This is a genomic window from Neobacillus sp. 114, assembly GCF_030127045.1.
Taxonomy (GTDB): Bacteria; Bacillota; Bacilli; order Bacillales; family Cytobacillaceae; genus Neobacillus; species Neobacillus rhizophilus.
Genome location: NZ_CP126144.1, coordinates 2,844,240 through 2,859,780 on the forward strand (window position 1 = coordinate 2,844,240; position 15,541 = coordinate 2,859,780).

The following is a 15,541-nucleotide window of genomic DNA, read 5'->3' on the forward strand; positions in this document are numbered from 1 at the left end:
ATTTTAAACAAGAATGATAAAATGTTACCGGTTGCCATTAGAATTCTTTTCTTTTTAGCCTCTTGGGTTTCAGTAATTTTACTCCCTAATAAGAAGAAGGTGTTTGTCAAATATCTCCCAGTTTCCTTGTTTTCGGCAATGACAGTCATGTGTGAAATATTTTACTTTACGACAAAAAAATTATGGAAGGTAAGAGGCGGTCAAAAAAACATGACGCATACCGCATTCCTTCTATTATTTGGTCCATACCTTGTGATGAATATTTGGGTTTTCTATTTATCGAAAGGTAGATTTTTGTTATATGCCTTAATCAATTTTGTAGGGGACTTAATTTATGCTTTTCCGGTACTAGCTTTATTCAAAAAACTTGATGTGTTTAAAATTAAAGTAAAATCCAGTTATTTTTTCTTATTAATTTTTGCAGATGCGTTATTAAACTATTGTTTTCAAAAAGTTTTTGAAAAAATATATCCTCAACAGGAAACAAAGTGTTTGCCAGAGGAATAACCCTAAATGCTCCTTGGGAAACACTTTGTTTTTAAACAATAACTTAATCCTGTATAAACGTCTCTCCTATAGCTAAGACCTCTAATTGATGTAGTGGAAGCTGCAGTTTTTCCCATTCACGATAAAGGCGCTCAAGGGCTTCCGGGCCGGTATCATCCGCCAGCCGATAGGCACCATAATGCATCGGGACAAATTTTTTCGCTTTCAATTCTAAAAATGCCATCACACTATCTTCCGGCGAAATATGTGAATCCTTCATGAACCATTCCGGCTCGTAAGCACCAATTGGCATAAACACAGTATCAATGTTGTCGAAACGCTCGGAGATTTGCTTAAATCCCGCAAAATATCCTGTATCTCCAACAAAATACAGCGTTTCTTTTTGATTTTGAAAAATAAACCCTCCCCAATGGGATGTATTCATGTCCGTCAGCGTCCTTCTTGTCCAGTGCTGGGCCGGGACAAAATGAATCTGGATGCCTCTGATTTCAGCACTGTCCCACCAGCCCATTTCGCTGACCTTTTGATATCCTTTCCGGTTAAAAAGCGGCTTTAAACCAATTGGAACAAAAAATTGAGGGTTCCCCTTTAATTTTTTGATGGTTGGAAAATCCAAATGATCGTAATGGCCATGAGAAATAACGACTACATCAATCTCAGGAAGATCCTCGAGTGGAATCCCGGGCTCCGTTAATCTTTTTTGAAAGCCCATCCGCTTTGCCCAGACTGGATCGGTTAATATATTAACTCCATTCATTTGAATCAAAAAGGTGGAGTGGCCAATCCAGGTATAAGAAGTCATGCTACGGTTTTCTTTAATTTCTTCAATCTGTTTATCCTGGCATTGTGGAATATTAATCGTTAAATCCTTTACCTTGCTTCGTCTTTCTTTGTTCCACTTCATCATATCTTTAAATGACTTGTTGTTTTTCACATCATCGAGATTTGAGTATTTTTTTCTCATAAACTCACCTGCGAGAATTTTTTTGTTTTGATTATAACAGCATTCAATTAAATGGTAAAATTAAGTAACTTACAATTGCAAGGGGAGATTCACATGACCATTACTTATAAGTCAAGGGTTGAGGTGCCGGAAAAAGAAAAATGGAATTTCGAGGACCTTTATAAAAATCTTGAGGACTGGGAAAATGATTATCTCTGGATTGAAAAAAAGACTGCCGAATTGAAAAAATTTGATGGTGCGATTCACAATGGAGAGTCACTTTATGATTATCTATCCGAAAAAGAGGAAGTTTCCAGTAAATTGAATCTTGTCTATGTGTACGGCATGCTCCAGGCCGATGTAGACACCCGCGATGCCTTGGCGCAATCGCTCGTTGACCGTGCCAAGCAGCTTTCCGTAAAAATAAGCGCAGCTTCATCATTTTTCATGCCATTTTTATTGAGTTTAGAGGAAAGCACATTAAGAGAATATATCGAGCAAGAACCGCGGTTAAAATACTTTGAACAAGACCTTTTTGAAGCTTTCCGATATAAAGCACATGTTTTGACCAAGGAAAAAGAAGAGATCTTATCCAACTTAGGTGAGGCCCTTTCTGCGCCAAGCCACACCTACAGTATGCTCAACAACGCCGATATCAAATTCGGCGAGGTGACGAATGATGAAGGAATGAAAGTCGAACTGACGCGCGGCATGTACTCAAAGTTAATTGAAGATGAGGATCGAGATAAGCGGAGGGAAGCATACAAGGCTTATTATCAGCCGTATTTGCAATTGAAAAATTCGATTGCTTCCACTTTATCTGCAAACGTTAAAACAAATACGACGTTGGCCCGCTTGCGGAACTACCCAACCGCTTTGGAAAAAGGTTTGTTCGGGGACATGGTTCCAAAAGAGGTCTATGAAAATCTGATTACGGCAACAAAAGCCAATATTGGACCGTTGCATCAATATGGCTCTATTCGAAAAAAACTGCTTGGCTTGGAGGAGCTGCGCCAGTACGATCTGAACGTTCCTCTGGTTCCTGGTGTGAAATTAGAAATTTCCTATGAAGAAGCGTATGAAACGATTTTAAAAGCTTTGGCACCCCTGGGCGAGGATTACGTTAATACACTGAAAACCTTCAAAGATGCCCGCTACATCGATGTCCGGGAAACACCTGGCAAGCGTTCGGGTGCTTACAACCTGGGTGTCTACGGGGTTCATCCATTTGTGCTGCTAAATCAACATGATGATTTGGATAGTATGTTCACCATGATTCACGAATTCGGTCACGCGATGCATTCCTGGTATTCCAGCAAGCACCAGCCAAGAATCTCCGCCGGCTACAGTATTTTTGTAGCCGAAGTGGCTTCAACGGTGAACGAAGTACTATTGATTCATTATTTGTTAGAAAGAGAAACAAATCAAGAGATACGGAAATATTTGCTAAATCATTTTATTGACCAATTTAGAGGAACTTTCTTTACACAGGTCATGTTCGCAGAATTTGAAAAAATCACGCATGAATATGCGGAAAGCGGAAAACCTTTAAACGCTAATGTATTTAGTGAAATTTACGAATCTTTATTTAGGCAATATAACGGGGACGAAGTGGTGTTTGATGAGGAAGTGAAATACGGCTGGTCACGGATCCCGCATTTTTACCGACCTTTCTATGTGTACAAATACGCAACCGGCTTTGCTTCTGCCATTCATATTGCTGAACAGCTATTAAGCAGGGACGAATCGGCCGTCAATGCTTACATTGAATTTTTGAAGAGCGGCAGTTCCGATTATCCGCTCGAGTTGTTAAAGAAAACCGGTGTAGATTTATCTAAACCTGAACCGATTGACAATGCTTTGAAACGGTTTGAGCAGCTGATTAGTGAATTTGCTGCTTTATAGGTTAATTGATAAAGCTCCAAAGCCAGTGAGATAGGCGTTGGAGCTTTTCCGTTTTTATTCATAAAAATTTGCGATTCGCTGATATATTTCGATAATTCGCTGATAAAATTGGAAATTCGCCGATATAATTAAAAATTCACTGATATGTGCCAAGAATTCGCTGATATCTTTAAAAAATCCGCTGATGGATTACTTTAAAGTAAAAGTCTTATTTTATAAGGAAATTTCCTCTTTTTTAACAGTGACAACGCTGATTCCTTTTCCAGTGAAGATGGAGTAACCCATCAGTACATATGTCAATCCCCAGAAGAAGGCGAAGAAATCACCAAGGAACGGAAGGCCGAGACAGACAAGCATGAGCAAGAACACTATTGCGTACCAGCGAGGGAACACTTTTGCGCGAAAGGTAACAATCATCAGGATGACCGTGGCAAACAGCAGCCCTCCGTAGGAGAGACTATTCGCAAGATTGACGAACAAGCCGTCTTTCGGGTAACCACCGTAAGCGAACAAACCATAGAATGTCGCCGATAGCATTAAGTTTCCTGCAGAAAGAATGAGACCGGAGATGAAACCGAAAACCCCTGTCTGCCGTGACTGGGACATAAACAAAGCCATAGACGAGATTGCCATTAATATACTTGCGGCAAAAGCGAAGATTAGCTCAGGTGTGCTGTCCGACCCCCAAATCAAACCTGAAGGCGTCATCCCCATTCTGGCGATTCCCCCTAAAAAAGCAATAAACCCAAGAACTTTAACGATTTTTTCTAACGTCATGTTTTCCAACTCCCTTTGTTTTGTTGTTTACGAATTAATCGTATCAAAGGGGAATTCCTGATTTGAAGGGAGGGGGATTCCCATTTCAAGCGGGAAGTTTTTATGGGAATAAACGGGAAAAACCAAATCTATACAGAAGTTGGTCGTCTTGTTATAATTTTCCTATATCTTAGGTGCAAAAGGTGGGGATAGTTCCTGGATGAATGGAGTAAATAAGAAAATTTTCTTGTTTCAAGTCTTTGTGATTATTTTTTCTATACTGACCTTAGTATTTTTCATTCAATCCATTGCAGGCTATTATGACGCCCTACGAAACGAATGTATCCTCAAGTCCTGTAGTTCCTTGGCACCTGCGCCCCCAACAACGATTGAAGCGTTAAGCAAATACCATTTAACCTCTAACACGTATGCGGCGTTATTTGTCATCATCGAATCCACGTTTGCCTTCCTATTTTTCACAGCAGCTATCATCATTTTTTTTAAAAGCAGGCGGGATATAATGGGGCTTCTGGCAGTATTGGCATTGGTCACATATGGGTCAACCTACACATCATTGGTATACCTTGCATCAGATGGCCGCGAGTTGGTAGACCAGTTTCCGGAAATCATCGGGGCTGTAGGTAGAATGGCTCTATTCTTATTCTTCTTAATATTTCCAAACGGACGTTTTATTCACCGCTGGCCGCTTGTGCTATTTACTCCTTTTTGTATCATCCAGTTCATTAGTTTGATTTTTTCGGGCACGGCTGTTGATTTATTAAATTGGTCCAGCATGGCGAGACTGCTTTATTATGGATTCATGATTTCTGTTATGATTTATTCACAAATCTATCAATATAAAAAAATATCCAGCCAGGTCGAGCGGCAACAAACCAAATGGGTGGTCTATGGATTTTCGCTCTCATTTCTGGGGTCAATTATCATAAGCGGATTTTTTGTCTATCCGATTTTTGGCGAAAACCCAGTATCTTACCTCTATTTAAGTGCATTATTATATAGCGTTGTTGCCATCATACCATTAACATTAGCATTCGCAATTCTCCGTCATCGCTTGTGGGATATCGACCCGGTTGTGAACCGGACGATTGTGTATGGCACCTTGTCGCTGGCTATTATTCTTCTATACTCATTTTTAGTTTTCTATTTTAGCAGCATATTTAAGACAGATAACAACTTCATCATTTCCATAGTGGCAACCGCCATTGTGGCAATTCTTTTTGCGCCAATAAAAGAAAGATTGCAGCTTCTTGTGAACAGGCTGATGAAGGGAAGGCATGATGATCCGTATACCGTTCTGAAGGAACTTGGGGATCATTTGATCAAACCCATTGCGCCTGAAGAAATGCTAAACGTTGTGACAGGAACGATACGGGATGCTCTTCGCCTGCCATACGCCGGGATTTTCGTTAATATAAACGGAAAAGAGACACTTGCTGCAGCATCGGGAAAAGTAAAGTTTGATATCCACACATTACCGATTATTCATGGAGGGGAAGAACTAGGGACACTTCATTTATCAAGCAGGTCTTTAAATGAGGTATTTACTGGTGAGGACAATAAACTTATTGTTGTTCTTCTCCGCCAAGCTGGTCCCGTACTTCAAAATGTGAAAATGAATTTGGGAATGAAATTACTGGCAAATGACCTGCAGATGTCAAGGGAAAGGTTGGTGCTGGCACGTGAAGAGGAAAGGCTGCAAATCCGCCGAAACCTTCATGATGACCATGCCCCCCGGCTCATGTCATTAGCTTTTAACGTCGCGGCAGCCGAGCAATATATTGAAAGAAATCCAGCGAAAGCTTTGGAGTTAATGGAGGGGCTGCGTCAAGTAATTCGTTCAACTGTGGATGAAATTCGTACGATGGTCCATGGATTACGCCCACCGACACTCGATGAATTTGGACTGCTGGGTTCAATCCAGGCGAGGGTGGATGAAATCAGGAAAACGTCGGAAGAAGTGTCTGCCACATCGGGAGTTAGTTTCATTGAAATTTTCTTGGAAGCCCCGGAATGTTTGCCTGTATTGCCCGCAGCTGTTGAGGTTGCAGCGTACCGGATTATAACGGAAGCCCTCGTCAATTTACTCCGCCACGCGAATGCGACCAAATGTAAAGTTCGTGTAACAATTGTAGAAAACACACTAGAACTCGAGGTTACGGATAATGGTGCTGGGTTTCCTGATAAGCTGAGGCCGTCCCAAAACGGAGGAATTGGTTTAACATCGATAAGGGAGCGAGCATTGGAGCTTGGCGGGAAATGTGAAATGGAATCTTTGGAAATGGGTGGAGCACGAGTAAGGGCAGTGCTGCCTTTTTCGACAGGAGTGATGAGGGATGAGAATAGTTTTAGCTGATGACCATCCGTTGTTTCGCGGAGGAGTTAGAAATTTGATTCAAACAACGGATGACTTGGAAGTGATTGGTGAGGCTGCCACAGGAGAGGAAGCTGTAGAAATGGCGTCTTCACACCAACCGGATGTCATTGTCATGGATATACGCATGCCAGGACTAAATGGAATTGAAGCCACTCAAATCATAAAGGAAAAATTTCCGAAAATAAAGATTCTAATTGTCACGATGCTGAAAAATGATAAATCTGTTTTTACGGCAATGAAAATGGGTGCAAGCGGGTATGTGTTAAAGGATGCCGGAGAAATGGAACTCCTTCATTCCATCCGCATGGTCGGAAATGGCAGCGCCGTGTTCAGCGCGGACATTGCCGCACGGATGATGCAATATTTTTCAAAAACAGAAGAGATAGAATCGGTAAATCCTGTATTGTCCGACCTAACTGCCCGTGAAAAGGAAATATTGGAGTTGATTGTCGAGGAAAAAACAAATGCACAAATTGCTGCTAGGCTCCATTTAAGTGTGAAAACTGTAGCAAATCATGTTACGAATATACTTAATAAATTGCAGGCCTCCGACAGGCATGAGGCTAAGAAAATTTTTAAAACCTCGCAAAGCTGGGAAGAATCTGAAATGGAATCATGAAAGGAAACAACATGCGGGAAAAGAAATTTTTTGTTTACAAATCCAACTCCCGAGAGTAAGATATGATTCATAAATTTATCCAATATTTACACATTTCATATCTTACCAAACAAAGGGGAGTATTTGTGGAGTTAAAAAAGGAAAAAGGGAAGTTTATCAAACTGCATCCAGCGCAAATTCTGGTAATCGGATTTGCGGTACTTATTTTTCTAGGTACACTTTTATTAATGCTGCCCATTTCGACTTATGAAGAGGGAAAGGGCCTCCATTTTGTCGACGCCTTATTCGAGGCAACGTCGGCCGTTTGCGTTACTGGTCTCGCGGTTGTGGATACAGGAACAACCTTTACCATTTTCGGCCAGCTGGTGATGCTTTTCTTAGTCCAGATTGGCGGTTGGGGATTTATGACCATCGGCATATTCATGTTTATCATCCTCGGAAAGAAAATTGGCTTAAAAGAAAGACTGCTACTTCAAGATTCGCTAAATCTATTTACACTTTCAGGCGTGGTAAAACTCGTCTCCAGAATTATCTTTATTACTTTAATCGTAGAAATAACAGGGGCGCTTATTTTAGCCATACGCTGGTCCTTTGAGATGGCATGGACCAAAGCCTTATATTATGGATTTTTTCATTCCATATCTGCTTTTAACAATGCCGGTTTTGGCCTTGAACCAGACAATCTCAGCAAATGGGTCGGCGATCCGACCGTCAACTTAGCCATCACTTCATTATTTATCATCGGCGGTATTGGCTTTACCGTTATACTAGATGTCTGGCAGAAAAAATCTTTACGTAAACTGTCTCTTCATTCCAAAGTGGCGCTCCTTATGACATTAATCCTTAATGTTGTTGGAACAATAATTATATTAATCTCTGAATTTCATAATGCCGCAACGATTGGAAATCTAAGCTGGAACGATAAATTCTGGGCCTCCTATTTTCAAGGTGTCGTACCAAGAACAGCCGGCTTTAATACCATTGATATTGGCCATATGACGCTGTCCTCGCAAGTTTTTACGATGGCATTGATGTTTATCGGCGCTTCTTCTGGCTCTACTGGCGGAGGAATTAAGGTTACGACGTTTGCCATTATCATATTTGCCTTTTGGACTGTACTGACTAATCGAAGCGATGTCAATATTTTTAAAAGAAGAATTTCCTGGAACTTGGTCAATAAATCCTTATCGATTGGGGTGTCAGCCATCATTTTTATCTTTACGATTTTCTTTTTGCTGACCTATACAGAGGATATGCCGATGAATAAGCTGCTTTTTGAAACCATTTCAGCATTCGGAACAGTCGGATTGTCAACGGGTATCACTGGTGATTTATCACCTTATGGAAAACTTTTAATTACCTTGATGATGTTCATCGGTCGCCTTGGGCCTTTAACCATGGCATTCGCGCTCATGTCCAAGCGCCATAAGGCAAGACTTAGATATGCTGAAGAAAAGATATTAATAGGATAATTGAAATATAATCCGTGTATAGGTAAACGGCGCGGTTTATAATTATTCATCATAAAAAAATGATTTCACAGAAATGTAAGCGATTGCCAAAAAGATTGATAAATACAGGGCCTTGTGGATGTACTTCTCACTTTTACCAGCTTTTAAATAGCTTACTAACTATTATTATAGTAATAAATATTTAAATCTATCGATATTAGTGATACACTATATAAAGGAATTAATTGATCCAGAAAAGGTGTGTAACTAGTCGCGCCTTAGCTTGCTGTTTGCTTTAAGCATAGGCGCCAGCATCCTTTCTGCAAATCATAGCATATAAGGGATGGGAAAAATGAGTAGCAGACAAACTGAAACAGACGTTATCTTAATTGGTGCCGGAATCATGAGTGCCACTTTAGGGACACTCTTAAAGGAATTAGTACCGGACTGGAAAATTACAGTTTTTGAAAAGCTTGAAAAAGCAGGCGAGGAAAGCTCGAACGAATGGAATAATGCAGGAACTGGACATTCTGCCCTGTGCGAGTTGAACTACACTGTAGAAAAACCAGACGGATCAATAGATATTAACAAAGCTATCAAAATTAATGAACAGTTTCAGGTTTCACGACAGTTTTGGTCTTATCTTGTTAACAGTGATCTGATCCGCAATCCGCACGATTTTATTATGCCGCTGCCACATATGAGTATGGTACAAGGGAAAAATAATGTAGAGTTCTTGAAAAAACGTTTTGAAGCACTCTCAAACAATCCATTGTTCCAAGGGATGGAATATTCCGATGAGCCGAAAAAATTGCAAGAATGGATTCCGCTTATAATGGAAGGCCGGACTTCAAAGGAACCAATAGCGGCTACAAAAATTGACTCTGGTACGGATGTTAACTTTGGTGCTTTAACACGCATGTTGACTGAACACTTAAAGAACCAAAACGTTGAAATCAAATACAAACATCAAGTTGATGATATTAAACGTACTGAGGATGGCCTATGGGGATTAAAAGTGTGGAATATGGAAACCGGTGAAATTGAACGCCATACTGCAAAATTTATCTTTATTGGCGGCGGAGGCGGCTCCTTGCCTTTACTGCAAAAAACTGGTATTCCTGAAAGTAAACATGTTGGAGGATTCCCTGTAAGTGGACTATTCTTAGTATGTAACAATCCTGAGGTTGTAAACAAGCATCATGCAAAAGTATACGGCAAGGCTGCGGTTGGTGCTCCTCCAATGTCAGTGCCACATCTTGACACACGATTTATCGATAACAAAAAATCACTATTGTTTGGACCATTTGCGGGCTTTTCACCAAAATTTTTGAAAACTGGTTCAAATATGGACTTATTAGGTTCTGTAAAACCAAATAATGTCATTACGATGTTGGCTGCAGGTGCCAAAAACATTCCATTAACAAAATACTTGATCCAACAACTAATGTTATCGAAGGAACAGCGTATCGAAGAACTGCGCGAATTTATTCCAAATGCAAAAAGCGAAGATTGGGATATCGTGGTAGCTGGACAACGTGTACAAGTTATTAAAGATACGGAAGCAGGCGGTAAAGGAACGCTTCAATTTGGTACTGAAGTGGTCACTGCAACAGATGGCTCAGTCGCAGCATTGCTCGGTGCTTCACCAGGTGCATCAACAGCTGTTTCCGTCATGCTCGAGATCATAAAAAAATGTTTCCCTCAGCACCTAGAAGCGTGGGAACCAAAAATAAAAGAAATGATTCCATCTTACGGCGTTTCACTAGTGGACAACCCAGAGCTTTTCGACGAAATTCATGCTTCAACAGCGTTTGCACTTGGCTTAAGTAAAGGACGCGCACCTGTAAACAATAAGAAGGATTTATCGAAAGAGAAACGTAGTGTAGAAAAGGAACCTGTATCAGTTTAAAAGTTCATGGGAAGTTTTATGGGGACGGTTCTTCTGCATCAGAGCAGAAGAACCGTCCCCATTTTTCATTTTTGTATGACTTTAGATACCTATTCAGTTTTTTAGCAGAATAGTATAATGCAATTAAAATAGAAACTAATTGATGGATGTGATGTCATGTCATGGAAAAACATAAAACCCCCTCGGTCATGATGATTTTTCGAATCATCCTGATCATTATGGCTTCGATTGATATTATGGGGCAGTCTCCTTCTTCGATACCTTTAAAGGGGGCTTTCATTATAGGATTGGTTATTTTGCATTTAAATGATATTTACAGAAATTATTACCAACTATATGAAAAAAATCGTATAATCTACTATATATCGATGTCGGTAAGTATTATAGCAATCGGTTTATATGTGATTCAATTTGATAACATACCGCTAAATATTTATTTTATTTTTCCAATCGTAGAAATTTTTATTTATCTGCCGACTATACAAATTGGCCTTGTTATTCTTCATATTTTCATGTTTGTGATCGGCATGTTTGCTCTTAAGGCAGGAATCCAGCAAGCATTAATCCCTTACTTTGCTTTGATGGCGCTTATCTACCTCGTTCGGAGCAACAGCAGGGAAAGGGAGAAGGGAAATCTGCTCAATGCTGAATTAATGGAGGCTAATGTCAAACTGAAGGAAATCACGATTATAAAAGAGCGGACTAGAATTGCCCAGGAGCTCCACGATTCCATCGGCCATGCCCTGATCGCCTTAAAAATGCACCTAGAATTTGCCGATAATATGATGGAATCAAATCCAGAAAAAGCAAAGGATGTCATGAAGAAAGCCTTAGTCATTTCGCAAACATCGATTACGAACCTTCGTAAAGCAGTTGATGTTTTAAAGGATAATCAGGCATGGAAAGATAAGGTTAAGCTGCGCGACTCTATTGAGGATTTAATAGATAGCTTACAAACCGCCGGCAGATTACAATTTGAATTATTTTTCGATGACACCGTTGAGTTCGCAAGCCGCGACATTCAAAATGGAATTTTTGAAACTGTGAGGGAAGCCATTACAAACGGGATTAAACACGGGAATACCCATACGTTTCATATTGATATTTTTGTAAATGAAAAAAAGGTGCTGTTGAAAGTAGAGGACGACGGGGAAGGCTGTACTGATATTAAAAAATCCCACGGCCTGCGGGGAATGGAGGAACGAATCCATTTATTGAACGGGAGTATTCAGTTTGTGTCGGCCAAGGGACACGGTTTTGCGGTGGAAGCGGAAATTCCATTTGTGACAAATGTGGAGTGATGAAAAGTGATTGACGTGATAATTGTAGATGACCAGGGAATTGTCAGGGATGGTTTAAAAATGTTGCTTAGTTTAAATGAAGAGATTCGGATCATCGGGGAAGCAACGAATGGGGAAGAACTTCTTGTATTTTTGGAAAGAATGACGCCTAATGTGATACTCATGGACATCAGAATGCCTGTCATGAATGGCATCGAGGCTACAAAAGCAGTTAAGGAAAAATATCCAAATGTGAAAGTAATCATCTTAACCACCTTTAATGAAGATGAGTATATTTTTAATGGACTGAAGAATGGGGCAGACGGTTTTATTCTAAAGGACTCTGACCTAAAAGAGATTATTAAGGCAATAAAGGCTGCACACGAAGGAACGCTACTACTTCATTCAGATGTAACAAGTAAACTAATCAGCGCCCTCCGGAATGTTCCTGAATCTCCGCAGGCACCTACCGCGGAAAAGAAAGACTTGTCCAAAATACTTACACCAAGAGAAATAGAAGTCGTTGAACAAATTATGCAAGGAAAAAGCAACAAGACCATCAGCGCGACATTATTTTTAACAGAAGGAACAGTTAAAAACTATGTTTCCCGCATTCTAGATAAGCTAGAACTCAAAAGCCGTTCAGAGTTGATTATTTATTTAAAGGAAAAGTGAGGCATGAGGACGGTTCTTATGGTTCATGGCCCTTTATCAGAAATACTGAATGAGTATTCTACATGGACAAGGATTGATAGTTACAGTCACAATTTATTTTGTTAATGATGATGATTTCATTAATCCTAAATATAATGCAAGGAATGCAATTATATAAAGACTAATTGAGGGGAGTTTAGAAGTGAAGAAAATAACAGTTGAAAACTTGGTTGAGAAGTTTTCATTGAAGGTACTTGCTGGCGAAAGTCAGCTTCAGAATGTGATAACGCAATCACGGGTGCATCGTCCGGGCTTGGAATTTGTTGGCCATTTTGACTTTTTTCCAACAGAGCGAGTTCAAATTTTAGGAAAAAAGGAAGTTACTTATTTACATAGGTTAAGTAAAGAGGAACGTAAAATCCGAATCGGAAATATTGTCCATTATCATCCGCCATGCTTTATCGTAACTTGTGGTGAAGAAGGACTTACCTATTTGAATCAACATTGTGTTGAACAGGGCATCCCCTTGTTGTTGACAAATAAGCCTGAGATTACATCAGAGTTTATTCCCAAATTGGATGCGTATTTGGTGAAAGAATTAGCACCGGAAATTGCTGTGCATGGAGTTTGTATGAATGTATCCGGTATTGGGGTTTTAATTCGAGGGAATTCGGGGGTTGGAAAAAGCGAGACAGCGCACACCTTAATCCGCCGGGGACATCGGCTGGTTGCGGATGATATTGTTGTTCTAAAAAAGCTTAGTCATCAAACCATTCTGGGTACTCACGATGAGAAAACCAAGGAGTTTTTGGCTCTTCGCAGTATTGGGCTGCTGAATGTGGTTCGGTTATATGGACGCAAGGCTTTTCAGGACGAGACACGAATCGCGCTGGATATTAATTTGACCAGATGGGAAAAAGATGCCTTGTATAACGATTTGGATCAAGAAGTTCACTCTACAGACTATATGGGTGTTAAGATTCCTTCCATTGAAATCCAACTCCAGCCAGGACGAGATGTAGCAGGGTTAATCGAGGCAGCGGCAAATAACTGGTATTTGAAGCAGCAAGGTTACAGCGCCGCAGAAGAGTTCCTGAGTAGGATAGAGGCTGATATTACGAATTCTAGTATTGAATGAATACAAAGGGACGGTTCTTGTGCATCATTGGATGCACAAAAACCGTCCCTATTTTTCAAGTTTCCGATATACAAGCGCAAGCACCATTGATGGGATGGAACAAACAATCATGCCAATATATGCGAATCGCGGCTCGATTTCATATAGATACCCGCCGAATATAGTGAATACCGCTGTGCTCCAGCTTAGTGCAAGTGCTGAGTACATGCCTTGCGCATTCGGAATCTGCAGGTGGGGAATATTTTTTATCAAGTATTTCATAAAAGCGTAATGGCACATGGCGAACGAAAGTGCATGCAAAATTTGCGAGATAGAGAAAACAATTACATTTGGAAAAGCAAAAACCAAAATCCAACGAACGGTTGAACCAAGTGATGACAGTGCCAGTAAAAAGCCTGTAGAAAAACGTTGAAAGTACCGATCGGCAATTAAGAAGAAAATGATTTCTGCAATGACCGCAATGTTAAGGATTAAACCTATTAAATATTTTGGTGAATGTATTTCTTGTAAAAAAATATAGCCATAAGTGTAATAGGTAGCATGAGCCGCTTGCAGTAAGATCACTATCGCAAGCACCAAACCGAAGTGTTTAATGCGAAATAGGTTTAACATTCTTGCTCTTTTTGTTTGGTTCGGTTGTGGTTTTTCAGACAAGACAAGTGGTGCCGGCATAAGGCCAAGACCAACTAATACTATCGTGCCGAGTAAAAGCGACCAAAAAATGACGACATCCCCAAGTGCCCCTGTAAAGACTGTTAAGACCATGCCAGACGCAACAAACCCGATGGACCCCCAAGAACGGCTTCTTCCATAATGTTTTAATTGCTTACTTTGTACAAGAACACCAGCCGCAGTATCCAATGCAGGCATTAATGTCGGGTAAAAAAGGTTTAATAGCAGCGTTACCATTAGCAAACTGGAATAGGAATTCGCGGGAATATAACACAGCATCGAAAGAAAAGTGCCGATTGCCATCCCGTTTAATAGTGTTCTGCTGCTGAACTTCCCCGAAAAATATGGATACACAAATAGTGTAGAAAGTCCTCTTACAACCAAGCCTAAACTCATAATCAAACTGGCTTGTGAAATGGAAATTCCCTTTATATGAATCATCCATCCCGTCCAATAGGGGAGGAAGACGCCCCATGTTAAAAAAAATGTAAAAAACTGACTGCTCATCCAGCGTTGTGTGTTCATTCTGTTTCACCTCTGATTTGCATGTTATCATGCGGTACCATACAATAATATGAGATATCTCATATTTCTGAGGTGGATTATGGAAATTTATAAAAATGAAAAAAGAAAACGATATTTGGAAGATCACTCCATTGCCCATTTATTTTCTTTTCCAATCGTTGAGTTTGTAGAAGTGCGAGAATATAAACGAGATGAGTGGATTATTCAGGAGGGGATGAGGCCGGATTTCTTATTTTATGTCATCGAAGGAAAAGCAAAAATTTATATAACGCATTTAAATGGAAAGGTTTCATTAATAAACTTTATCAATGAGAATGAATTTGTAGGAGAAATGGAATTATTAAACGATGTGTATTATACAAAAGGGATTCAAGCGACTACGAAGACGGTCTGCTTTGCACTCCCTTTTCATCGCTGCCGTGCACAGCTCCTCGAAGATGTGGTATTCTTGCGTGAATTAACGAAGTTTTTAAGTGTCAAAGCTACAAAAATGGCCGCAAAGTATTCGCAAACCCTCGCGTTCCCGCTGGAAAACCGGTTTGCCGAATTTATTTTGCAAACCGCTGATGAAGGAGTATATAAGGAAAAACACATAACGGTATGTGACTTTTTAGGTGTCTCCTACCGCCACCTCCTGCATGTCCTCGCGCAATTTTGCGATAAAGGATATTTGCAAAAGGAAGGGCGCCACTACCGCATTATAAAGAAATCCGCCTTAGTCGAACTGGCTGGAATGTTGAGGATAGAATGAAACATAGGGACGGTTCTTGTGCATCAAATGATG

13 protein-coding genes are annotated in these 15,541 nt (G+C 40.2%); 10 read left to right on the plus strand and 3 right to left on the minus strand.

What is annotated here, in order from left to right; translation table 11 throughout:
- Positions 1-21 precede the first annotated feature (21 nt).
- A complete protein-coding gene (locus QNN06_RS13930; RefSeq protein ID WP_213115795.1) occupies positions 22-507 on the plus strand; it encodes a hypothetical protein in 486 nt (161 codons plus the stop codon).
- A 43-nt stretch (positions 508-550) separates the two neighbouring features.
- Here the strand turns inward: QNN06_RS13930 and QNN06_RS13935 are convergent, their stop codons facing one another.
- On the minus strand, positions 551-1,471 hold the full coding sequence (locus QNN06_RS13935; protein ID WP_284037743.1) for an MBL fold metallo-hydrolase: 921 nt from the start codon (positions 1,469-1,471) through the stop codon (positions 551-553).
- Positions 1,472-1,564: 93 nt separating this feature from the next.
- Between QNN06_RS13935 and pepF the strand changes: the two genes are divergently transcribed.
- Positions 1,565-3,355 (plus strand): oligoendopeptidase F, encoded by a 1,791-nt coding sequence (gene pepF, locus QNN06_RS13940; protein WP_213115793.1) that lies wholly within the window; start codon positions 1,565-1,567, stop codon positions 3,353-3,355.
- Between the two features lie 213 nt (positions 3,356-3,568).
- Here pepF and QNN06_RS13945 read toward each other — a convergent pair whose 3' ends face one another.
- A complete protein-coding gene (locus QNN06_RS13945; protein WP_213115792.1) occupies positions 3,569-4,132 on the minus strand; it encodes a hypothetical protein in 564 nt (187 codons plus the stop codon).
- Between the two features lie 199 nt (positions 4,133-4,331).
- On the opposite strand from QNN06_RS13945, the gene QNN06_RS13950 reads away from it, so the two are divergent.
- From QNN06_RS13950 to hprK, 7 genes are all read left to right on the plus strand, one after another.
- Positions 4,332-6,485 carry an ATP-binding protein gene (locus QNN06_RS13950; RefSeq protein WP_284037744.1) on the plus strand — a complete coding sequence of 718 codons (2,154 nt, stop codon included), beginning with the start codon at positions 4,332-4,334 and terminating at the stop codon, positions 6,483-6,485.
- Positions 6,466-7,125, plus strand: a complete 660-nt coding sequence (locus QNN06_RS13955) for a response regulator transcription factor (RefSeq protein WP_213115790.1) — start codon at positions 6,466-6,468, stop codon at positions 7,123-7,125. Before QNN06_RS13950 ends, QNN06_RS13955 begins: the two co-directional genes overlap by 20 nt.
- 62 nt (positions 7,126-7,187) lie before the next feature.
- Positions 7,188-8,597 carry a TrkH family potassium uptake protein gene (locus QNN06_RS13960; RefSeq protein ID WP_213115789.1) on the plus strand — a complete coding sequence of 470 codons (1,410 nt, stop codon included), beginning with the start codon at positions 7,188-7,190 and terminating at the stop codon, positions 8,595-8,597.
- Between the two features lie 331 nt (positions 8,598-8,928).
- Entirely contained in the window at positions 8,929-10,488 is a 1,560-nt protein-coding gene (locus tag QNN06_RS13965) for a malate:quinone oxidoreductase (protein WP_213115788.1), read from the plus strand.
- Positions 10,489-10,649: 161 nt separating this feature from the next.
- Positions 10,650-11,789: a sensor histidine kinase gene (locus QNN06_RS13970; protein WP_213115787.1), complete on the plus strand. Its 1,140-nt coding sequence runs from the start codon at positions 10,650-10,652 to the stop codon at positions 11,787-11,789.
- A gap of 9 nt (positions 11,790-11,798) precedes the next feature.
- Positions 11,799-12,443, plus strand: coding sequence for a response regulator (locus QNN06_RS13975; RefSeq protein ID WP_213116865.1), 645 nt, complete (start codon positions 11,799-11,801; stop codon positions 12,441-12,443).
- Positions 12,444-12,624: 181 nt separating this feature from the next.
- Positions 12,625-13,560, plus strand: a complete 936-nt coding sequence (gene hprK, locus QNN06_RS13980; protein ID WP_213115786.1) for an HPr(Ser) kinase/phosphatase — start codon at positions 12,625-12,627, stop codon at positions 13,558-13,560.
- 48 nt (positions 13,561-13,608) lie between these two features.
- On the opposite strand, the gene QNN06_RS13985 is transcribed toward hprK, so the two are convergent.
- The gene (locus QNN06_RS13985) at positions 13,609-14,757 is read right to left on the minus strand and encodes an MFS transporter (protein ID WP_217036567.1); all 1,149 of its coding nucleotides are present in this window, start codon (positions 14,755-14,757) and stop codon (positions 13,609-13,611) included.
- Positions 14,758-14,836: 79 nt separating this feature from the next.
- On the opposite strand from QNN06_RS13985, the gene yeiL reads away from it, so the two are divergent.
- Positions 14,837-15,508, plus strand: coding sequence for a transcriptional regulator YeiL (yeiL, locus tag QNN06_RS13990; protein WP_213115784.1), 672 nt, complete (start codon positions 14,837-14,839; stop codon positions 15,506-15,508).
- The last annotated feature ends 33 nt before the right edge of the window (positions 15,509-15,541 follow it).

Excerpts from the sequence above, each read along its gene's own strand:
- QNN06_RS13930 (WP_213115795.1), top strand. The coding sequence starts at position 22 with ATGTTACCGGTTGCCATTAGAATTCTTTTCTTTTTAGCCTCTTGGGTT.
- QNN06_RS13935 (WP_284037743.1), bottom strand. The coding sequence starts at position 1,471 with ATGAGAAAAAAATACTCAAATCTCGATGATGTGAAAAACAACAAGTCA.
- pepF (WP_213115793.1), top strand. The coding sequence starts at position 1,565 with ATGACCATTACTTATAAGTCAAGGGTTGAGGTGCCGGAAAAAGAAAAA.
- QNN06_RS13945 (WP_213115792.1), bottom strand. The coding sequence starts at position 4,132 with ATGACGTTAGAAAAAATCGTTAAAGTTCTTGGGTTTATTGCTTTTTTA.
- QNN06_RS13950 (WP_284037744.1), top strand. The coding sequence starts at position 4,332 with ATGAATGGAGTAAATAAGAAAATTTTCTTGTTTCAAGTCTTTGTGATT.
- QNN06_RS13955 (WP_213115790.1), top strand. The coding sequence starts at position 6,466 with ATGAGAATAGTTTTAGCTGATGACCATCCGTTGTTTCGCGGAGGAGTT.
- QNN06_RS13960 (WP_213115789.1), top strand. The coding sequence starts at position 7,188 with ATGATTCATAAATTTATCCAATATTTACACATTTCATATCTTACCAAA.
- QNN06_RS13965 (WP_213115788.1), top strand. The coding sequence starts at position 8,929 with ATGAGTAGCAGACAAACTGAAACAGACGTTATCTTAATTGGTGCCGGA.
- QNN06_RS13970 (WP_213115787.1), top strand. The coding sequence starts at position 10,650 with ATGGAAAAACATAAAACCCCCTCGGTCATGATGATTTTTCGAATCATC.
- QNN06_RS13985 (WP_217036567.1), bottom strand. The coding sequence starts at position 14,757 with ATGAACACACAACGCTGGATGAGCAGTCAGTTTTTTACATTTTTTTTA.
- yeiL (WP_213115784.1), top strand. The coding sequence starts at position 14,837 with ATGGAAATTTATAAAAATGAAAAAAGAAAACGATATTTGGAAGATCAC.